The sequence below is a fragment of the Pseudomonas sp. KB_15 genome, from assembly GCF_052114525.1.
Classification (GTDB): Bacteria; Pseudomonadota; Gammaproteobacteria; order Pseudomonadales; family Pseudomonadaceae; genus Aquipseudomonas.
Genome location: NZ_JBFREX010000005.1, coordinates 217,102 through 236,121 on the forward strand (window position 1 = coordinate 217,102; position 19,020 = coordinate 236,121).

Genomic DNA, 19,020 nt, shown 5'->3' on the forward strand with positions numbered 1-19,020 from the left:
CTCTCACCCACAGACTTTCCTAAACATTATCGGGCAAAGGTACTGACAAAGAAGCATAGTATTTCATTCAGCGCTCATAGCTAATATTTTGCGCAGCCAAGGCCATTTCTGATATTTATCACCCCGCCCACGTAAATGCGTATAGCGTCGCAACGAGTTCCAGTCTCTATGGCCAGAGACGTTCGAGACCCTGGGAATGTCCCAGTCCATCTCAAACAGCCGGCTTACCCCCTCATGCCGCAGGTCGTGAAAATGCAGATCATCGGTGCCTAACATCGGGCACGCGCGGGTAAAAGAAGCCGACACCGACTTAGCGTTGTAGGGAAAGATCTCCCTCTCCACCTTAGGCATGGTGTGCAGGATCGCCCAGGCTTCGTCAGGCAGATGGCACCACACGTCATTGCCGATTTTCTGTCCCGGGTTTTTCATGTCGCGCACTAGGACAGCCTGCCGGGCGCAGTCGAGATCGTCCCAGCGGATTCGCGTGATTTCTTCCTGCCGGCGTGTCGAGAAGAGCGCAAAGGCGATCATCTTCGGCATGTCGATCTGGGCTTTACGCCGGGTCTGCATCTCGAAGAAATGCGCCATTAGCTTGTCCAGTTCTTCCAGCGTCGGCCGGCGGTTGCGCTCTTTGCTTTTGCTCACCATGCCGAGCTTGCGCAACACCCTGCGCGCATCCGGCATGGCCAGCGGATCGACCTCATAGCCCCACGCCGGCCGCGCCACGGACAGCACCGCGCCGAGGTGCGACAGATCGTTACCGACCGTCTGCGCTTGGACACCACCGCCCTCCTTGCCCATTCGCCATTGGGCGAACTCCACCAGTTTCTGGCTGGTCAATGCCGAGTCGTCGAGCTCGCCCAACCAGGTGTCCTTGATCGCATTCAGCGTCGCGCTTTTGGTTTTGCCCAGCGGGCGGATCTTTTCGTACTCGTCCAGATACTGCTCGATCATCTTCTTGATCGTCACACCCTTGCGGTTCGCGCGCTCGATACCACCGGGCTCCGCCAGCTCCGTCTCGCGGCGCTTGATCCAGGCCTGGGCGACCTGCTTGCGGTCGAAGGTCTGGCTTTCCTGATAAACTGTCTTCCCGTCCCGATTGATCCGTATCTGCGCCGTGTAGGCCGTCGAGTTGTCCTTGCGCTTGCGTGATGTGATCGTGCCCATTTCCAGTTGCTACATTGCTGATCTCGGTTGCTACATTGTAGCAACAGACTTCGAAAAACAAGGAAAAATGGGTAAAAACCGCTGTATAAAAGATCAGTATCAATGAATTTCGAAAAACCTGAAATGCCAGTAAACACTAGCCATACCCGCTCTGAGCCGTCGCGCCGCTTCAGCGTGGCGCCGATGATGGATTGGACCGATAGACACTGCCGTTTTTTCCTACGCCTATTATCGAAAAACGCCCTGCTCTACACCGAAATGGTCACCACTGGCGCGCTTCTCAACGGTGACCACGACCGTTTCCTGCGTCACAACGAAGCCGAACACCCGCTCGCCCTGCAACTCGGTGGCAGTGTTCCTCTGGACCTGGCTGCTTGCGCGCGGATGGCGCAGGAGCATGGTTACGACGAGGTGAACCTGAATGTCGGCTGCCCGAGTGATCGGGTACAGAACAATATGATCGGCGCGTGCCTGATGGGGCATCCGCAGTTGGTGGCCGATTGTGTGAAGGCGATGCGCGATGCGGTGTCGATTCCGGTGACGGTGAAGCATCGGATCGGGATCAACGGGCGGGACAGTTACGAAGAGTTGTGTGATTTCGTCGACACCGTGCGGGATGCCGGGTGCACCAGTTTTACCGTACACGCGCGCATTGCGATTCTGGAGGGGTTGTCGCCAAAGGAGAACCGGGACATTCCGCCTCTGCGCTATGACGTGGCGGCGAGGTTGAAGGCGGACTTTCCTGAGCTGGAGATCATTCTCAACGGCGGGATCAAGACGCTGGAGGCATGCCATGAGCATTTGCAGACGTTCGATGGCGTGATGCTGGGCCGTGAGGCTTATCACAACCCTTATGTGATGGCTGAAGTGGATCAACAGCTGTTTGGCAGTACGGCCCCGGTGATCAGCCGCGCCGAAGCGCTGGCGCAGTTGCGGCCTTACATCGCGGCGCATATCGATGCCGGTGGTTCCATGCACCACATCACCCGCCACGTACTGGGCCTGGGCACCGGATTTCCGGGGGCGCGCAAGTTCCGGCAGCTGTTGTCGGTGGATATTCACAAGGCGAAAGATCCGTTGGCGTTGCTGGATCAGGCGGCGGCGCTGCTCGAAGGGCGTTAACGGTCGGTCTCGTTGAACCTGTGAGGCGTTTCGGCATCGTATTCTTCGATACCGCGCCCCACCTTTCAAACATCCGTTTTCAGGTTGTTGCCACAGGGGGCATTGATACACATACACGCCCTTGAGTGGCTGTCAGCGCTCGGGTAATGTCATAAGACCCAAAGGACAGAGCACGCCCATGACTTCCAAGCTGGAACAACTCAAACAAATGACCACCGTGGTTGCCGACACCGGCGACTTCGAAGCTATCGCTCGCGTTAAACCGGTGGACGCCACCACCAACCCTTCCCTGCTGCTCAAGGCCGCGGCCATTCCTGCGTATGCCGGGCTGCTGAACGCCAGCGTCAACGACTGCAAGGGCGATGTGGGCCTGGCCAGCGACCGTTTTGGCGTGGCCGTGGGGCAAGAAATCCTGAAAGTGATCCCGGGCCGTATTTCCACCGAAGTCGATGCGCGCCTGTCGTTCGACACTGACGCCATGTTGAAGCGTGCGCATCGCCTGATCGAGCTGTACGACAAGGCCGGTATTGGCCGCGACCGCGTGCTGATCAAGATCGCATCCACCTGGGAAGGCATCCGCGCTGCCGAAATCCTGGAAAAGGAAGGCATCCAGACCAACCTGACCCTGCTGTTCTCCTTCGCTCAGGCAGCCGCCTGTGCCGACGCCGGGGTGTTCCTGATTTCGCCGTTCGTGGGCCGTATCTATGACTGGTACAAGAAAGCCAACGGCAACGACTACACCGGCGCGGACGATCCGGGCGTGCAGTCGGTAACCCGCATCTACAACTACTACAAGGCCAATGACTACAAGACCGTGGTCATGGGGGCGAGCTTCCGCAATCTGGGCCAGATCGAGCAACTGGCCGGCTGCGACCGCCTGACCATCAGCCCGGACCTGATCGACAAGCTGGCAGCGGATACCGGCAAGCTTGAGCGCAAACTGGCGCCTGGCCATGCCGGTGAAGCACGCCTGAGCCTCAACGAGTCGCAGTTCCGTTGGCAGTCCAACGAAGATGCGATGGCGACCGAGAAACTGGCTGAAGGCATTCGTCAGTTCGCGCGGGATCAGGAGAAGCTTGAGGCGCTGTTGCAGGCCAAGCTGTGATCTGAGTGGGTGTAATGCAAAAAGGGCGAACCTTGGTGGGTTCGCCCTTTTTTGTCAGTAATCTCGCACTCACAGGGATTGTGGGTTGAAATCGAATCGTGCGCTCAGTGCAAAACCAATGTGGGAGCGGGCAAGCCGGATCGCCGCACCGCCGCTCCCACAGTGGATTGTGGTGAATGGCGAATCTGTGTTTAGCCAGACAAGACAGCATCACCTCAAGGGATCAGTGTCGCTCCAGCGCATTCACCAGATCATGGAAGGCTTCGCGATTGGTGTCGTTCAGGCCCATGAGGATCTTGTGCGCTTCGAGCACTTTGATCCGCACCACTTCTTCGGACTGATCCTGGTCTGGCAGGTCGTCCAGGCATTCCGGGCACGGTACAGGCTGGTCAACGATGTTGAACACCTGCTCGAAGCCCATGGACTGCAGCAGCCGCGTGATGTCTTCGTGGGTGGTGACGACGGTCGGCAGCAGGCCGACTTTCTGCCGCGACAGGATCGACAGCTTGGCCAGCAGGCCAAGTGTAGTGCTGTCGATACTGCGGGTTTCAGTCAGATCGATCACGATCGAATTGAAATTCAACGCGCTGAAGATCCGCTCAATAGTCGCATCCAACGCCGAACACAGGGTCAGGCGAACTTCACCGACGAACTTCAGGACGAAGGTGCCATCCTGCTCGGCGAACTGGATTCTACCGGTACTCATCAAAGATTCCTGCTCAACACCAACAGGGCGATATCATCCGGCATCTCCCCTAGCGTGGCCAATCCAAAAACCTGCCGCAGCCCATCCAGGGTGCCGCCCGCAGCCTTGACCCGTTGGGGCAATGCCGCCTCTTTTTCTTTGAGTGTGGGTTCTGGCAAAAGGTCCAGAATGCCATCGGACATCAGCGTCAGGCTGAACGTCGGCGGCAGTTCCAGTACGTGATCTTCATAGGTGGCTTCGTTGAAGAGGCCCACTGGCAGACCACGCCCGTCCAGATAACGAACACTGTCTGGCGTGTACAACACAGGCAACGGCAAATGACCGCCGATGCTATAGGTCAACAAACCGGTCTCCTCGTCGATGACTCCACCGACCATTGTGACGTGTTTACCCAGCTTACAACTGATCAGGCCCCGGTTGATATGACCAAGAACCTCTGAAGGCTTGAACTCCGGCAAGGTGCCGCTGCGCCTGGATTCGAACAGCAAGCGCGTGGTCATGAACTTCAACAGCACGGTGACGAAGGCTGAAGAGGCGCCATGACCGGAAACGTCCGCCAGGTAAAAGGCTATCCGGCGCTCGTCGACCCGGAAGTAGTCGACGAAATCACCCGACAGGTACAGCGACGGGATGATCTGGTGAGCAAATTTCAACTCGTCGATGGTCCAGGGGCTGACCGGCAGCATGTTCATCTGCACCTGGCGACCGGCGTTCTGGTCTTCCTGGAGCAGGTTCAGGCTGGCGGCGAGCTCGCGGTTGGCCTTTTCCAGCTTCTCGCGGTAACGCTGGTTCTCCAGCAGCAGGCGCGCGCGATCCAGGGCCCGGCGCACAGAGTGCTCGAGCACGGCCAGATCTTCGAGAGGCTTGATCAGGTAGTCCGCCGCGCCCAGGCGCAGGGCTTCGACCGCGTCGTTCATCACGCCCGCACCCGACACCACGATCACCGGCGTTTGCGGCGACAGTTCGGTCACCTGGCGAATGAGTTCGAGTCCGCCCATCTGCGGCATGCGCAGATCGCAGATAACCAAGTCGGGCTTGTCTTGCTCGAATACCTGAAGACCCTGCTGACCATTGCTGGCCTGCAAGACACTGAAACCACTGTCTTCCAAATAGGCGGCGAGGCTCGCGCGCACTACTTCGTCATCATCGATTATCAGCAGCGTGGCACTGGTTTTTGGCATGTGGGCAAACGGCGCCAGAATTAGGTTGGCGTAGCAGGCGGGGACTTTGGCCCGGCGCTGACTACTGGATTCGCTTTCTAGCCTCTCTGTCGCACCGCTTTCGGGCATTAGCCCTACACACATGTACACCAGAGGTGCCCTTCTAAGGCGCAGACGGTACTCCCATCCGCGGGGCGTTTCAAGCTCACGCCGATGGTCGCTTGACGTCTTTATTTGTCAAATCACAGAGAGTTATAAGAACAGGCAAATCCGTAACCCAATGGAAGGATCGATTCCATGAGTCAAACCGGTCGGGACTACAGCGAAAAGCGCGATTTCATCCGCATGCGGGTCTTCGCAGACAAAAAAGGCGGCCTTGATGGCCGCCTTCTCAATTTACCGGTCGACGTTAAAAATCGTCTTCGACCTGACCGTCTTTCACCTTGAACTCACGGTTCTGCAAGTACGCATTACGAATGAAGGTGTACTTGTCGCCGGTGATCAGCTTCTCGCTCGACAGCAGGTTGGCCCGGGTATCGATGATGTCCAGGGCGTAGAACGAGTTACGCACCGGAACGTCGTTTACATAACGATAAGCGCCGGTGTAGCTGTCGACGTACTTGGACGGCGCATCACGCAAGGTGCTTGGCCCCAGCAGAGGCAGCATCACATAAGGGCCGCTGCCGACACCCCAGTAACCCAGCGTCTGACCGAAGTCTTCGTCATTGCGCTGCAGGCCCATTTTGGTGCCGACATCAATGACGCCCAGCAAGCCGAAGGTGGTGTTGAAAATGATCCGCGCGGTATCAACGCCTGCGGCGCGAGGTTTGGCCTGCAGGATATCGTTGGCCAGGTTGCGCACATCACCGATGTTCCGGAAGAAGTTGTGAACACCGTCTTCGACAAACTGCGGCGTCACGTAACGGTAGCCCTGGGCCACGGGCTTCAGCGCGTAGGTGTCGATCACGTCGTTGAACTTGTAGATCGGGCGGTTGACGCTTTCCCAAGGATCCTCTTCCGTAGCTGCCTGGGCAACGAACGGAACCAGCATCACACTGGCGCATACACAAATCCTGGCTAGATGATTGCTCCAGCGCATAGAAAAAAAACTCCTTGGTTTGTACTGGCTCGGGCGCCTGGCCCGGGCAATAAGTTGGCAAGTATAAGACGTAAACGCCGTTTAAGGCACTTTGCACGTAATCCACACCGAAGCTATCGTGCCAAATGTGAGCGATTCACATCCATGTCACTCAACTGTCACCGTCACCCGCTAGCCTTCAGGCTATTTCAGGGACGTCCACATGCCGCTCGCCGAAGCCTTGCCCCAAGCCGCACCCAGCCTGACCGCCGTACTGTTCGGCCTCAGTGGCTGCCTGGTGGATTTCGGTGCCCACACGCACCGGCACGGCAGTCACTTGGCTGAACACGCCGAGGCCACACCCGGCGCACTGGATAGCCTGCGCAGCTTGCAGTGCCAGCAAATCCCCTGCGCCTGGCTCGACGAACTGCCCCCGGCCCTCAGCCAATCCCTGGCCGCGGCGCTGCCGGAATGGATCAAACCTTCGCAATATCCAGCAACAAACAATCCATGGCCCGCCCCGAACGCCTGCTGGCAAGCCTTGATGACCCTGAACGTCGAGCGACTCGACGGCTGCGTACTGGTGAGCGGCGAACCTCGCCTGCTGCAATCGGGGCTCAATGCCGGGTTGTGGACCATCGGTCTGGCGTCCTGCGGCTCACTGTGCGGGATGACACCCCGGCAATGGCAAGCGTTGACCCCGCAGGAGCGCGACATCAAACGCGCCAAGGCGACGATGCAACTGTTCGGTCTGGGCGTGCATTCGGTGATCGATCACCTCGGTGAACTCGACACCTGCCTGGCCGATATCAGCCTGCGTCGACTCAAGGGCGAAAAGCCCTGACCGAGATCATGCAGGTTGCTCGCGAGTGGATTAATCTAAAGGTCAGCCATCGACCTTTGGTGCGCCGCCTTGGCGAGCCGCCATGGTCTATGCCAGTGCCTATCGATAGAAGGAAGAACGCCATGCCTGCCCGCGAACTGCAAGAACAGCTCAATGCCCTGCGCGAGCAATTGGACCAGAATCCTCCGTTGTCTGAAGAAGAACGCGCCGAACTGTACGAGCTCATGCAGCAGATTGAATTGAAGCTTGAGCTTGAAACCAAAACCCATGATTCCAGCCTCGCCGACGGCGTCAACCTGGCCGTGGAGCGCTTCGAAGTCGCTCACCCGACCATTGCCGCGACCTTGCGCAATATCGTGCAATCGCTGGTCAGCATGGGAATCTGAACCCTCCTGATGCAAAAAAGCCCTGCTGGCGATAGCGGGGCTTTTTCATTTCTGCGACCTGAAACGCAGTCCACTGTAGGAGCGAGCCTGCTCGCGATGAGTCCAGCACATTCAACATTGATGTTGACTGATGCTCAGCCATCGCGAGCAGGCTCGCTCCTACAGGGTTTCGTTACTGACGGACCAGGCGGTGGTTCGGCAGTTGAACGGTTTCAGTACTGCGATACGGGTTGATATCCAGCCCGCCACGACGCACATAACGCGCATACACCGTCAGTTTCTCCGGCTTGAGCAACCGCTGCAGGTCGAGAAAGATCCGCTCCACGCACTGTTCATGGAAGTCCGAATGCTGACGGAAGCTGACGATGTACTCGAGCAGGCTCGCGTGATCCAGCGCCGCGCCGCGGTACTCCACCACCACGCTGCCCCAGTCCGGCTGGCTGGTGACCGGGCAGTTGGACTTGAGCAAATGGCTGTGCACGCTCTCCTCGACAATGCGCGAATCATCGCAACGCAGCAGTTCCGGCCGTGGATGCTCGTAATTGCTGACGCTGATATCCAGTTCATCGATGCACACGCCCGGCAAGGCCACGACGCCTTCGCTCTCGACCTCCTGGAGACTGCGAACGCGCACGCCCACCGGCTTGCCGGCAGCCGCCGACAAATCCTTGGCCAGCGTCGCCTCAAGGCTCGCGGTATCGGCAAACGGCGTCTGATTCAGGGAGTTGAGGTACAGTTTGAACGACTTCGACTCGATGATGTTCGGCGAATCCGCCGGAATGCTGAATTCGCCGATCGCCACCACGGGCTTGCCTGAAGGCAGCAACCAGGACAGTTCGAAGCAGTTCCAGAAGTCCACGCCTTTATACGGCAGGGTTTCAGCCGTCAGGCCCAGTTCCGCCCACTTCGCGGTGCGCGGGATCGGGAACAGCAAGGACGGCGTGTAGGTGGCAATGTATTCGCTGGACTTGCCCAGCGGCGAGTGTTCGGCTGCGGGATGCATGGCGGAAACCTGACTGAAGAATCAGCGGATTCTATCAGCCTTTGCTCCCGCCTTTGAGTGCTTACTGACTGACAGTCAATTTGCCAACCATGCCGGCCTGATAATGACCGGGGATATTGCAGGCAAACTCAAGGCTGGTGGCCTTGCTGAAGGTCCAGGTCAGCTCGGCGGTCTTGCCCGGCTCCACCAGCACGCTGTTCGGGTCGTCATGCTTCATGCCGTGGTCCATTTTGCTGTGATCCATACCCGCCATGTTGCCGTGATCCATTGCCTTCATGCCGGTCGGGGTCAGCATGCCGCTCTGTTGCATCTGCAACATTTCCTGCTGGTGTTTGGCATGCATCGCCGCATCACCCAGATTGAACTCATGCAACAACTGGCCTTTATTGACCAGCACGAAACGCACGGTTTCCCCGGCCTTGATGTCGAGGGACTTCGGCGTGAAGGACATATCACCCATGACCACCTCGACACTGCGGGTCGCCTTGGCCGCCGGGGCCGGTTGGCCGAAATCGTAGGTCTGCCCGGCGTCCGCCCACACCGGTGAACTCAGCGCCAGCAAACACAGGATTGGCGCCACGGATTTGCGTAAAAACATCGTCATACTCCAACAAGATAAGGCTCAGCATGGGCAAAACTCTAAACTGCTGCCACTGCCCGCAACCTGACAGCCAGATTACAACTTTGTCAGGTTGCCCTGTAAGAACGCTGCCCACGGTATAAAGCGTTCGTTCCATTTGCCATGAGTCGCCCATGAAACTGCTGATCGTCGAAGACCAACCGAAAACCGGCCATTACCTGCGCCAGGGCCTGGCCGAGGCCGGATTCAACACGGAACTGGTGGCCGACGGCAACACCGGTCAGCAATTGGCCCTAAGCGGCGAATATGCCCTGCTGATTCTCGATGTGATGCTGCCCGGTCGTGATGGCTGGCAGATTCTGCAAGCGGTGCGCAGTGCCGGCCTGGACACGCCGGTACTCTTTCTGACTGCCCGTGACGCCGTGGAGGACAGGGTTCACGGCCTCGAACTGGGCGCCGACGATTATCTGGTCAAGCCGTTTGCCTTCTCCGAACTGCTGGCCCGGGTCCGCAGCCTGTTGCGTCGCGGTAGTGCCACGCCGCAGGAAACCAGCTTGCAGCTGGCCGATTTGCGCCTGGACCTGATCCGTCGCCGGGTCGAACGCAGCGGGCAGCGTATCGACCTGACCGCCAAGGAGTTCGCCCTGCTGGAAATGCTCTTGCGCCGCCAGGGCGAAGTCTTGCCCAAGTCGCTGATTGCGTCTCAGGTCTGGGACATGAATTTCGACAGCGACACCAATGTCATCGAGGTGGCGATCCGTCGTCTGCGCCTGAAGATCGACGATGAATTCCCCAACAAGCTGATTCATACCGTGCGCGGCATGGGCTACGTCCTTGAAGAGCGCCCCGCCTGATGCGCCGTCTGTCCTTGAGCAGCCGCCTGGCGCTGCTGTTTGCCGCGTGCACTGCCGTGGTGTCGTTGTTCGCCGGGGTGCTGTTCAGCCGCGCCAGTGAGGCGCACTTCGTTGAGCTTGACCAGCAACTGCTGGACGGCAAGCTGATTGGCCTGCGCCGGGCCCTGCACGACGTTCAGTCAAGTGACAGCGAAGTGAAACTGGCCGAGGAATTGAGCCGGCAGGCTGATCTGTCCCTGCGAATCACCGGCAGCGACGGCCAGCGCAGGTATGACAGCTCGACGAACATTCCGCAGGCATTGCCGCGTCAGCCCGGATTGTCGACGGTTAGCCATGAAGGCACGGACTACCGAGTCCTGAATGCGCCACTTTTCCCTGACAAACCCGACTCACCGCAATTGACCTTGCTGCTGGACATCACCCACCACCAGCACTTTTTGCAACGCATGCAGCATTTGATCTGGCTGACCGTCGGCCTGTCAGCCCTGGCCACCGCGTTGCTTGGCGCCTGGGCGGCACGCAGCGGCTTGCGTCCGTTGCGGCGGATCAGTGCGGTGGCCAGCGGTGTCTCCGCGCAATCGCTGAACTCGCGGTTGCCTGAAGAAAACATGCCACCGGAACTGGCGGAAATGGCCCACAACTTCAACGCCATGCTCGGACGCCTCGACGACTCGTTTCAGCGCCTGTCCGCGTTCTCCGCCGACATCGCCCATGAACTGCGCACGCCATTGTCGAACCTGCTGACCCACACCCAGGTCACCCTCACCCGCCCTCGCCCCATCGAGGACTACCGCGAAGCCCTGCACAGCAACCTCGAAGAACTGCAATGGATGGCACAACTGGTCAACGACATGCTCTATCTGGCCAAGGCTGATCATGGATTGTTGATCCCCAAACGCGAGCCATTGGAGCTGGGACAGGAAGCGGATCTGTTGCTGGAGTTTTTTGCGCCGCTGGCGGAAGACGCCCGGGTCAAGCTCACCCGCGAAGGGTCTGGCCACCTGGAAGGTGACCGCAGCATGTTGCGGCGGGCGCTATCCAACCTGCTGGACAACGCGCTGCGCTTCACCCCGGCCGAGGGCAAGGTGCAGGTCACGATTGACGAGCAACCCAATGGCCTGAGCCTGCAAGTGGAGAACTCGGGAGACGGCATTGATCCGCAACTGCTGCCGCGCCTGTTTGACCGCTTTTACCGGGCCGATCCTGCACGCCGCGAAGGCAGCAGTGAACATGCGGGATTGGGATTGGCGATCACCCAGTCGATCATCCGCGCCCACGGCGGGCAGATTCATTGCGAATCGGAGAGCGGATGGACGCGGTTTGTGATTGAGTTGCCTAGGGGGGATTGAGGCCAGTAGTACCGGCCCCTTCGCGGGCAAGCCCGCTCCCACATTTGGAATGCATTCCCCTGTGGGAGCGGGCTTGCTCGCGAAAGCGGTGTAACGGCTTACGAATAGCGCAACGCATGAGCCGGCTCGATCTTCGCCGCCCGCCATGCCGGGTAAACCGTGGCCAGGAAGCTCAAGACAAAGCCCGCCGTGCAAATCAATGCCACATCCCCGCCTTGCAGCTCCGACGGCAGGTTGCTGACGAAATACACGTCGGAACTGAAGATGTGCTGCCCGCTGACCCGCTCGATCCAGCCCACCATCTCGCTGACGTTCAACGCGGCAATCACGCCCAACACACCGCCGATCAGGGTGCCGACAATCCCGATCACCGTGCCCTGCACCATGAAGATCGCCATGATCTGCCGCGGCGTGGCGCCGATGGTGCGCAGGATCGCGATGTCCGCGCCCTTGTCGTTCACCACCATGATCAGGGTCGCGATGATGTTGAACGCGGCCACCGCGACGATCATCAGCAACAGCAGGCCGATCATGGTTTTTTCCATTTTCATCGCACTGAACAGGCTGCCCTGGGTGTGGGTCCAGTCGTCAGCCTTGTAGGCGGCGCCCAGCCCCGTGGCGATGTCGCTCGACACTTGCGGCGCGGCATACAGGTCCTTCACCGCCAGGCGCACGCTCTGCACCTGATTCGGCTCCCAGTGTTGCATCTGCGCGGCATCGGCCATGTGGATCAGCGCCATGGTGCCGTCCAGCTCGGCGCCGACCTTGAACACGCCGACCACATTCAGTCGTTGCATGCGTGGGGTAATACCACCCGGTGCGTTGCTGACTTCCGGCACGATCAGGGTGATCTTGTCGCCGACGTTCAAGCGGAAACGGCGCGCCGTGATCTCGCCGATCACCACGCCGAATTCGCCCGGCTTCAGGGCTTCGAGGCTTCCCTGAACGATGTGTTTGGCGACGATCGACACCTGGCCTTCCAGCGCCGGGTCGACCCCGCTGACCTGGATGGGCTGCATCGTGCCCTTGTAGGACAGCATGCCCTCCATCTCGGTGAACGGCACCGCCGCTGTCACATCCGGGTTTTTCATCGCCGCCGCTGCCACGGGCTTCCAGTCATCAATCGGGTTGACGCCGACGATGGTGGCATGCGGCACCATGCCGAGGATGCGCGAGCTCATTTCGCGCTGGAAGCCATTCATCACCGACAGCACCACGATCATCGCCAGCACGCCGAGGGCGAGGCCGATCATCGACGTCATCGAGATGAAGGAAACAAAGCGATTGCGGCGCTTGGCGCGGGTATAGCGCGTGCCGATAAAGATCGATAACGGTCTGAACATTCGCTGGGGCACCGTATGAAAATAAAAGACCCGACGCCTTTTCAGACATCGGGTTTCGGCCAATCAGATGGGAGTGAGGCAACCTTCCTGCAAGTGCAGGACGCGATCCATCTGGCGGGCCAGGTTCATGTCGTGGGTCACTACCAGGAACGCCGTGCGCATCGAGGTGCTGAGCTCCAGCATCAAGTCCTGGATCCCCTGGGCAGTGTGAGAGTCGAGGTTGCCGGTTGGCTCGTCGAGCATCACCAGGCCCGGTGTGTTCACCAGGGCGCGGGCGATGGCCACACGCTGACGCTCACCGCCGGACAATTCGGCCGGTTTGTGTTCCAGGCGATGGCCCAACCCTACCCGCTCCAGCAACGCCGTGGCACGCTGGCGCGCCTCCGGGATCGCAGTCTTGCCGATCAGCAGCGGCATGCAGACGTTTTCCAGGGCGGTGAATTCCGGCAACAGGTGGTGGAACTGGTACACGAAGCCCAGGGCTCGGTTACGCAGCAGGCCGCGCTTCTTCTCGCTCAGCGCCGACAGTTCTTCGCCATCGAGCCAGACGCTGCCCTTGGTCGGTGTATCGAGGCCGCCCAGCAGATTGAGCAAGGTACTTTTGCCCGAGCCGGACTTGCCGACAATCGCCACACGCTCTCCCGGGTGCAACTCCAGTTGCAGGCCGGCCAACACTTCCACCGATTCCGGGCCTTCCTCGTAGGACTTGCCCAGGCTGCGGCAGCTCAAGATTGCTTTATCACTCATGCCCGACTCACTCATAACGTAGCGCCTCCGCAGGCTGGGTGCGCGCGGCACGCCAGGCTGGATACAGGGTGGCGAGGAAACTCAGGACCAACGCCGCAGAGCAGACCATCACGACGTCCTGGCTCTGCACTTGCGAGGGCAGGTAATCGATGAAGTACACGTCGGCGTTGAGGAACTTATGCCCGATCAAGCCTTCGAGGGCCGAGATCGCAGCACTGACATTCAACGCGGCGAAGATGCCGACCACAGCGCCGATCGCGGTACCGACCACGCCAATGACCGTACCCTGCACCATGAACGTGCGCATGATCGTGCCCGGCGTGGCGCCCAGTGTGCGCAGGATCGCGATGTCGCCCTTCTTGTCGTTCACCACCATCACCAGTGTGGAAATGATGTTGAATGCAGCGACCGCGACGATCAGCAGCAACAACAGGCCGATCATGGCTTTTTCCATGCGGATCGCCTGGTACAGGTTGCCGTGGGTGCGGGTCCAGTCGCGGGCGTAGAAACGGTCTTCGCCGAGATCGCGGGCGATGCTCCACGCGGTGCGCGGTGCCTGGAACAGGTCGTCGAACTTCAGGCGCAGGCCCTGGACCTGATCCGGTTTCCAGCGATGCAGCCGGGCCAGATCCTGCAGGTTGGTGACACCCAGATAGCCATCGAGCTCGCCGGCACCGACATGGAAAATGCCGACCACGGTAAAGCGCTTCATGCGCGGGAACATCCCGGCCGGGGTCACAGTGACTTCCGGCGCGACGAAGGTCAGCTTGTCGCCAATCGCGGCTCCGAGCTTGGCCGCGGCCTTGTCACCGATGACGATGCCGAATTCACCCGGCACCAGGTCGTCGAGTTTGCCCTGGGTCATGAAGTGATCAATGATCGACACCTGACGCTCTTGCGCCGGGTCGATGGCATTGAGCAGGACTTTCGAGACCTTGCCGTTGTTGGTCAGCAACCCCTGCATTTGCGTGAAGGGCGCAACGGCCGTCACCTGCGGGTTCTGCTTGACCTTGGCCGCCAGGCTTTGCCAATCGCTGATCGGCTCGCCGGACTCGATGGTCGCGTGGGGCACCATGCCCAGCACACGGGTGCGCATCTCATGATCGAAGCCGTTCATCACCGACAGCACCACGATCATCACGACCACGCCAAGGGCGAGCCCGATCATCGAAGTCAGGGAAATGAATGACACAAAATGATTGCGACGCTTTGCACGGGTGTAACGCGTGCCGATAAATACGAAGAGAGGTCTGAACATGTCGGGGCTTGTTCGGAGGGAAAAGGAACGTCCTTGTGGCGGGGGTCGATAACCAGCTTTACACTCAGACCACCGCCGCTACCATGGGTTCGCCATGTCGACATTAGATGAAGAAGATCGCCGCGAATACTACCGTATCGAGGATACGATCGCACTGGAAATTCGGCCCCTGACTGCTACTGAAGCCACAGGCCAGGAAGTGTTGCAGGATGCTTCCCCACTCTTCAACTTGCTCAGCGAACTGCATCTGAGCGAATTCGAGTCGCAACACCTGTTGCGCCAGATCAGCGAACGCGACCGCACGACCGCCGCATTCCTCAAATCCCAGAACAAACGCATCGATTTGCTGAGTCAGGTCGTCGCCCTGACAGTGCTCGGGCAGATCGGCGCACCGCAGCCGGTGATCCTCTCCGAAGGCGGTATCGACTTTCAGCACCCATCGCCCATTGCCGCCGGTGCACACTTGTCGGTCAAGCTGGTGCTGATGCCGCAAGCCCTGGGCCTGCTGCTGCGCGCTCGTGTCACCCATTGCGACCGCAAGGGCGATGGCTATGACGTCGGCACCGAGTTCGAACACCTGACCGACGCCCAGCGCCAACTGTTGGCCCGCCACATCTTGCAAAAGCAGGCCCAGGAACGACGCCAGGCCCGCGAACAACTCGAATCAGGCAATTAATTTAAGGAAGAACCGTGACCCTCATCTACGGCCATCGCGGCGCCAAGGGCGAAGCACCGGAAAACACCCTGACCAGCTTCCAGGAATGTCTCAAGCACGGCGTGCGTCGCTGCGAACTGGACCTGCACCTGTCCATGGACGGCGAGCTGATGGTCATCCACGACCCGACCCTCAAGCGCACCACCGACCGTCGCGGCAAAGTCGTCGAACACACGGCGGCCGAGCTTGTGACTTACGACGCGCGCAAGGGCGGCCCGGGCTGGATCAAGCCATGCCCGATTCCGACGCTGGAAGAACTGTTCGAGAAGTGCGACTTCGATCATTGGCAACTGGAAGTCAAAAGCGCATCACGGATGCGTGCCGCGACCACCGTGCTGGCGATTCGTGAAATGGTCCAGCGCCATGGCCTGATGGACAAGGTGACCATTACGTCGAGTTCACGGGAAGTATTGAAGGCCGCGCTGGAACTGGTGCCGGACGTATCCCGCGGACTGGTGGCCGAGTACGCCTGGCTCGACCCGCTGAAGGTCGCGGCCAGCTATGGCTGTGAGATTCTGGCGCTGAACTGGACCCTGTGCACGCCGGAACGCCTGCAAAGGGCACAGCGTCAGGGGCTGCATGTGTCGGTGTGGACCGTCAACGAGCCGGCGCTGATGCGCAGGCTCGCCGACTTCGGCGTTGACAGCCTGATTACAGACTTTCCCGGTTTGGCCACCGCCACGCTCGAGAATTGCTGAAATCGGTCTCCCCGGCCGGCTCAGGCCACCGGCCGGAGCCGCTCAAAAAAGCCGGTTGAGGCCGTCATACGCCGCTACCCGATAGGCTTCGGCCATGGTCGGGTAGTTGAACGTGGTGTTGACGAAGTACTTCAGCGTGTTCAGTTCGCCCGGCTGGTTCATGATCGCCTGACCGATGTGCACGATCTCCGATGCCTGATAACCGAAGCAATGAACGCCCAGCACTTCCAGGGTTTCACGGTGGAACAGGATCTTCAGCATGCCTTGCGGCTCACCGGCGATCTGCGCCCGCGCCATGCTCTTGAAGAACGCCTTGCCCACTTCATACGGCACCTTGGCCTGGGTCAGCTCCTGCTCGTTCTTGCCGATCGAGCTGATCTCCGGAATGGTGTAGATGCCGGTCGGCACGTCATTCACGAAACGCCAGCTACCGTTATCGACGATGCTGCCAGCGGCCGAACGGCCCTGGTCGTGGGCGGCACTGGCCAGGCTCGGCCAGCCGATCACGTCACCGGCACCGTAGATGTTCGGCACGCAGGTGCGGTATGCCTCGTCGACTTCGATCTGGCCACGGCTGTTGACCTTCACGCCGATGTTTTCCAGACCCAACTGATCGGTGTTGCCGGTACGGCCGTTGCACCAGAGCAACGCGTCGGCCTTGATCTTCTTGCCGGACTTGAGGTGCAGGATCACGCCGTTGTCCACGCCTTCGACGCGGTCGTAGTCTTCGTTGTGGCGAACCGTGATGTTGTTGTTGCTGAAGTGATAACTCAGGGCCTGGGAGATTTCCGAGTCGAGGAAGCTCAGCAGTTGACCACGGTTGTCCACCAGCTCGACCAGTACACCCAGACCACTGAAGATCGAGGCGTATTCGCAACCGATCACGCCGGCGCCATAAACGATGAGTTTGCGCGGGGTGTGGCCGAGGCTGAGGATGGTGTCGCTATCGTAGATACGCGGGTGGTGGAAATCGATGTCCGCCGGGCGATAAGGACGCGATCCGGTAGCAATGATGATGTGCTTGGCCACCAGTTTTTCGACCACGCCGTTGGCGCAGACCACTTCGATGGTTTGCTCGTCGGCGAAGCTGCCAGTGCCGAAGAACACGTCGACGCGGTTACGGGCGTAGTAGCCGGTACGCGAAGCGACTTGTTTGGAAATGACTTTCTCGGCGCTTTTCAACACGTCCGGGAACGAAAACCAGCGCGGCTCACCAATGGCCCGGAACATCGGGTTGGTGTTGAATTGCATGATCTGCCGCACCGAGTGACGCAGTGCCTTGGACGGGATGGTGCCCAAGTGAGTGCAGTTGCCGCCGACCTGGCGACGGCTATCGACCATCGCCACCTTGCGCCCTGCCTTGGCGGCGTTCATTGCCGCGCCTTCCCCCGCCGGGCCGGAACCCAACACCACCACGTCGTAGTTGTAGACAGCCATGCGTACTCCTCAGAACAGGCCGCGGCACCCTCGGCACCTGCGGCTAAATCACGCCAATGTGTGGCATGAAGGAACAATTTGGGGCCAGTGCAGAACCCGGACACAGTCTATAGAAGCGTCAACGCCGCGCACATTAACCCTTGGTCGCGTCGTAGGCTACTTTTGCCTGCACTGGAACGCCAGTTTTCAATGCTCAAATTGCCGCAATCACTCGGTTTTTTTGCCACTGAGGCGTTCAAAAGCGTGACTGCTGCGTGTGACGAAACCTGTATCGGCGCGAATCACAAAAAATGCACCGATATCGTGTTTTTCTGCGTAGTCCCAACCACGTTCCGGACCGAGAATCAGCAACAGCGTCGATAAGCCATCGGCCATCAACGCTGAAGGATGAATCACTGTGACTGACGCCAGTGTGTGTAAGACCGGAGAACCGGTCCGCGCATCGAAGGTGTGGGAAAAGCGCTGGCCGCCCTGCTCGAAATAATTCCGGTAGTCGCCGGAAGTGGACAGGCCATAGCCGTCGACAACAATGACGCGCTCGGCCACCTGTCGGTCATCCCGTGGTTCTTCCAGGGCAATGCGCCATGGCGAGCCGTCAGCCTTCTTGCCGGACGCCTTGAGCTCACCCGTGGCCTCGGCGAGGTAGTCATGGATGCCCATCGCCTCGAGCCTTGCGGCAATCGTGTCCACTGCATAACCGGCGGCGATGCTGTTGAAGTCGACCTCGACGGCGGCGTCCTTGCACAACTTGTCGCCATCGATATGCAGGTGTTCGTGACCGACGCGCTTGCGGACTTCGGCAAGCGCGTCGGCGGTCGGGACTTTTTCCTCGCGGGCCTGCGGACCAAATCCCCAGAGGTTCAGCAACGGCTCCACCGTCAGATCGTAGGAGCCTTCACTTTGCACTGACAACTGCTCGCCTACGCGGACCAATTCGAGGATCGACGCCGGCATTGCCTGACAGCGGTTGGCCGGCAATGCATTGAAGCGCTCGATGTCCGAGTCGCTACGGTAGGTCGACATTTGCCGGTCGACGTCAGAGAGGATCTGCTCAACCTGGACACGGACTTCGTCCGGCGCCGGAAGGCCGGCATGGCGCACATACTTGATCGAATAAGTGCTGCCCATGGTCGGGCCGCCGAAACTTTCGAGGGCGTCGCTGTTGCCGCAACCTGATAGTGCGCCGAGCAGCAAAAATGCCACCCCCTGCCGCCTGCTCAACAATTCCCGAGCTCCCCAAAACATCCCCTGACACGCCGCCAAGGCCAGACATTATGCGATAGAAATGTGGGAGCGAGCCTGCTCGCGATGAGGCCAGCACATTCAGCATTGATAGTTCTCTCAGACCGCTATCGCGGGCAAGCTCGCTCCCACACTGGATGGCGGGTGTGATCACGACCGTGCAAACACCACCAGACCCTGTGGGAGCGGGCTTGCTCGCGATGAGGCCAGCACATTCAGCATTGAT

At 59.7% G+C, this 19,020-nt stretch carries 19 protein-coding genes and 1 pseudogene; 9 read left to right on the top strand and 11 right to left on the bottom strand.

Annotated elements, in window-relative coordinates:
• Window positions 1-63 precede the first annotated feature (63 nt).
• Entirely contained in the window at window positions 64-1,167 is a 1,104-nt protein-coding gene (locus tag AB4Z35_RS09305) for a site-specific integrase (RefSeq protein WP_442096768.1), read from the bottom strand.
• A gap of 123 nt (window positions 1,168-1,290) precedes the next feature.
• On the opposite strand from AB4Z35_RS09305, the gene dusA reads away from it, so the two are divergent.
• Together dusA and tal are read left to right on the top strand one after the other, a co-directional pair.
• Complete coding sequence (dusA, locus tag AB4Z35_RS09310) at window positions 1,291-2,289, top strand: tRNA dihydrouridine(20/20a) synthase DusA (protein ID WP_442096769.1); 999 nt, start codon at window positions 1,291-1,293, stop codon at window positions 2,287-2,289.
• Between the two features lie 178 nt (window positions 2,290-2,467).
• On the top strand, window positions 2,468-3,394 hold the full coding sequence (gene tal, locus AB4Z35_RS09315) for a transaldolase (RefSeq protein ID WP_150758837.1): 927 nt from the start codon (window positions 2,468-2,470) through the stop codon (window positions 3,392-3,394).
• Window positions 3,395-3,617: 223 nt separating this feature from the next.
• Here tal and rssC read toward each other — a convergent pair whose 3' ends face one another.
• A complete protein-coding gene (rssC, locus tag AB4Z35_RS09320) occupies window positions 3,618-4,100 on the bottom strand; it encodes an anti-sigma factor antagonist RssC (RefSeq protein ID WP_116261680.1) in 483 nt (160 codons plus the stop codon).
• A complete protein-coding gene (gene rssB / locus AB4Z35_RS09325) occupies window positions 4,100-5,281 on the bottom strand; it encodes a two-component system response regulator RssB (protein WP_033052723.1) in 1,182 nt (393 codons plus the stop codon). The genes rssC and rssB overlap by 1 nt, the downstream gene beginning before the upstream one ends.
• Before the next feature lie 276 nt (window positions 5,282-5,557).
• Between rssB and AB4Z35_RS09330 the strand changes: the two are divergent.
• Window positions 5,558-5,623, top strand: a pseudogene (locus AB4Z35_RS09330) (PilZ domain-containing protein); the annotation flags it as partial.
• Between the two features lie 46 nt (window positions 5,624-5,669).
• Here AB4Z35_RS09330 and AB4Z35_RS09335 read toward each other — a convergent pair.
• Window positions 5,670-6,359: an MlaA family lipoprotein gene (locus AB4Z35_RS09335; protein WP_442096770.1), complete on the bottom strand. Its 690-nt coding sequence runs from the start codon at window positions 6,357-6,359 to the stop codon at window positions 5,670-5,672.
• A gap of 202 nt (window positions 6,360-6,561) precedes the next feature.
• Between AB4Z35_RS09335 and AB4Z35_RS09340 the strand changes: the two genes are divergently transcribed.
• Window positions 6,562-7,182, top strand: coding sequence for an HAD family phosphatase (locus AB4Z35_RS09340; RefSeq protein ID WP_442096771.1), 621 nt, complete (start codon window positions 6,562-6,564; stop codon window positions 7,180-7,182).
• Between the two features lie 122 nt (window positions 7,183-7,304).
• Window positions 7,305-7,568 (top strand): DUF4404 family protein, encoded by a 264-nt coding sequence (locus tag AB4Z35_RS09345; protein WP_442096772.1) that lies wholly within the window; start codon window positions 7,305-7,307, stop codon window positions 7,566-7,568.
• Between the two features lie 172 nt (window positions 7,569-7,740).
• Here the strand turns inward: AB4Z35_RS09345 and queF are convergent, their stop codons facing one another.
• Together queF and copI are read right to left on the bottom strand one after the other, a co-directional pair.
• A complete protein-coding gene (queF, locus tag AB4Z35_RS09350) occupies window positions 7,741-8,571 on the bottom strand; it encodes an NADPH-dependent 7-cyano-7-deazaguanine reductase QueF (protein WP_442096773.1) in 831 nt (276 codons plus the stop codon).
• A gap of 61 nt (window positions 8,572-8,632) precedes the next feature.
• A complete protein-coding gene (gene copI / locus AB4Z35_RS09355) occupies window positions 8,633-9,169 on the bottom strand; it encodes a copper-resistant cuproprotein CopI (RefSeq protein ID WP_442096774.1) in 537 nt (178 codons plus the stop codon).
• 155 nt (window positions 9,170-9,324) lie between these two features.
• Here copI and AB4Z35_RS09360 point away from each other — a divergent pair, with 155 nt between their 5' ends.
• Entirely contained in the window at window positions 9,325-10,005 is a 681-nt protein-coding gene (locus AB4Z35_RS09360) for a heavy metal response regulator transcription factor (RefSeq protein WP_007995297.1), read from the top strand.
• The gene (locus AB4Z35_RS09365) at window positions 10,005-11,354 is read left to right on the top strand and encodes a heavy metal sensor histidine kinase (RefSeq protein WP_442096775.1); all 1,350 of its coding nucleotides are present in this window, start codon (window positions 10,005-10,007) and stop codon (window positions 11,352-11,354) included. The genes AB4Z35_RS09360 and AB4Z35_RS09365 overlap by 1 nt, the downstream gene beginning before the upstream one ends.
• 98 nt (window positions 11,355-11,452) lie before the next feature.
• Here the strand turns inward: AB4Z35_RS09365 and AB4Z35_RS09370 are convergent, their stop codons facing one another.
• The 3 genes from AB4Z35_RS09370 to AB4Z35_RS09380 all read right to left on the bottom strand — a co-directional run bounded on the left by AB4Z35_RS09370 (window position 11,453) and on the right by AB4Z35_RS09380 (window position 14,702).
• The gene (locus AB4Z35_RS09370) at window positions 11,453-12,697 is read right to left on the bottom strand and encodes a lipoprotein-releasing ABC transporter permease subunit (RefSeq protein WP_442096776.1); all 1,245 of its coding nucleotides are present in this window, start codon (window positions 12,695-12,697) and stop codon (window positions 11,453-11,455) included.
• Between the two features lie 63 nt (window positions 12,698-12,760).
• On the bottom strand, window positions 12,761-13,444 hold the full coding sequence (gene lolD, locus AB4Z35_RS09375) for a lipoprotein-releasing ABC transporter ATP-binding protein LolD (protein WP_177323267.1): 684 nt from the start codon (window positions 13,442-13,444) through the stop codon (window positions 12,761-12,763).
• Between the two features lie 7 nt (window positions 13,445-13,451).
• Entirely contained in the window at window positions 13,452-14,702 is a 1,251-nt protein-coding gene (locus AB4Z35_RS09380; protein WP_007995293.1) for a lipoprotein-releasing ABC transporter permease subunit, read from the bottom strand.
• 94 nt (window positions 14,703-14,796) lie between these two features.
• Here AB4Z35_RS09380 and AB4Z35_RS09385 point away from each other — a divergent pair, with 94 nt between their 5' ends.
• Window positions 14,797-15,378: a PilZ domain-containing protein gene (locus AB4Z35_RS09385; protein WP_442096777.1), complete on the top strand. Its 582-nt coding sequence runs from the start codon at window positions 14,797-14,799 to the stop codon at window positions 15,376-15,378.
• Window positions 15,379-15,392: 14 nt separating this feature from the next.
• On the top strand, window positions 15,393-16,115 hold the full coding sequence (locus AB4Z35_RS09390; RefSeq protein ID WP_007984279.1) for a glycerophosphodiester phosphodiesterase: 723 nt from the start codon (window positions 15,393-15,395) through the stop codon (window positions 16,113-16,115).
• Between the two features lie 42 nt (window positions 16,116-16,157).
• On the opposite strand, the gene sthA is transcribed toward AB4Z35_RS09390, so the two are convergent.
• Both sthA and AB4Z35_RS09400 read right to left on the bottom strand, forming a co-directional pair.
• Window positions 16,158-17,552, bottom strand: coding sequence for a Si-specific NAD(P)(+) transhydrogenase (sthA, locus tag AB4Z35_RS09395; RefSeq protein WP_007984277.1), 1,395 nt, complete (start codon window positions 17,550-17,552; stop codon window positions 16,158-16,160).
• A gap of 207 nt (window positions 17,553-17,759) precedes the next feature.
• Window positions 17,760-18,797 carry an FAD:protein FMN transferase gene (locus AB4Z35_RS09400; RefSeq protein ID WP_442096778.1) on the bottom strand — a complete coding sequence of 346 codons (1,038 nt, stop codon included), beginning with the start codon at window positions 18,795-18,797 and terminating at the stop codon, window positions 17,760-17,762.
• Between the last annotated feature and the right edge of the window lie 223 nt (window positions 18,798-19,020).

What these genes read in the sequence shown, in the direction of transcription:
- AB4Z35_RS09305 (WP_442096768.1), bottom strand. Translation starts at nt 1,167, where the DNA reads ATGGGCACGATCACATCACGCAAGCGCAAGGACAACTCGACGGCCTAC.
- dusA (WP_442096769.1), top strand. Translation starts at nt 1,291, where the DNA reads ATGCCAGTAAACACTAGCCATACCCGCTCTGAGCCGTCGCGCCGCTTC.
- tal (WP_150758837.1), top strand. Translation starts at nt 2,468, where the DNA reads ATGACTTCCAAGCTGGAACAACTCAAACAAATGACCACCGTGGTTGCC.
- rssC (WP_116261680.1), bottom strand. Translation starts at nt 4,100, where the DNA reads ATGAGTACCGGTAGAATCCAGTTCGCCGAGCAGGATGGCACCTTCGTC.
- rssB (WP_033052723.1), bottom strand. Translation starts at nt 5,281, where the DNA reads ATGCCAAAAACCAGTGCCACGCTGCTGATAATCGATGATGACGAAGTA.
- AB4Z35_RS09335 (WP_442096770.1), bottom strand. Translation starts at nt 6,359, where the DNA reads ATGCGCTGGAGCAATCATCTAGCCAGGATTTGTGTATGCGCCAGTGTG.
- AB4Z35_RS09340 (WP_442096771.1), top strand. Translation starts at nt 6,562, where the DNA reads ATGCCGCTCGCCGAAGCCTTGCCCCAAGCCGCACCCAGCCTGACCGCC.
- AB4Z35_RS09345 (WP_442096772.1), top strand. Translation starts at nt 7,305, where the DNA reads ATGCCTGCCCGCGAACTGCAAGAACAGCTCAATGCCCTGCGCGAGCAA.
- queF (WP_442096773.1), bottom strand. Translation starts at nt 8,571, where the DNA reads ATGCATCCCGCAGCCGAACACTCGCCGCTGGGCAAGTCCAGCGAATAC.
- copI (WP_442096774.1), bottom strand. Translation starts at nt 9,169, where the DNA reads ATGTTTTTACGCAAATCCGTGGCGCCAATCCTGTGTTTGCTGGCGCTG.
- AB4Z35_RS09360 (WP_007995297.1), top strand. Translation starts at nt 9,325, where the DNA reads ATGAAACTGCTGATCGTCGAAGACCAACCGAAAACCGGCCATTACCTG.
- AB4Z35_RS09365 (WP_442096775.1), top strand. Translation starts at nt 10,005, where the DNA reads ATGCGCCGTCTGTCCTTGAGCAGCCGCCTGGCGCTGCTGTTTGCCGCG.
- AB4Z35_RS09370 (WP_442096776.1), bottom strand. Translation starts at nt 12,697, where the DNA reads ATGTTCAGACCGTTATCGATCTTTATCGGCACGCGCTATACCCGCGCC.
- lolD (WP_177323267.1), bottom strand. Translation starts at nt 13,444, where the DNA reads ATGAGTGATAAAGCAATCTTGAGCTGCCGCAGCCTGGGCAAGTCCTAC.
- AB4Z35_RS09380 (WP_007995293.1), bottom strand. Translation starts at nt 14,702, where the DNA reads ATGTTCAGACCTCTCTTCGTATTTATCGGCACGCGTTACACCCGTGCA.
- AB4Z35_RS09385 (WP_442096777.1), top strand. Translation starts at nt 14,797, where the DNA reads ATGTCGACATTAGATGAAGAAGATCGCCGCGAATACTACCGTATCGAG.
- sthA (WP_007984277.1), bottom strand. Translation starts at nt 17,552, where the DNA reads ATGGCTGTCTACAACTACGACGTGGTGGTGTTGGGTTCCGGCCCGGCG.
- AB4Z35_RS09400 (WP_442096778.1), bottom strand. Translation starts at nt 18,797, where the DNA reads ATGTTTTGGGGAGCTCGGGAATTGTTGAGCAGGCGGCAGGGGGTGGCA.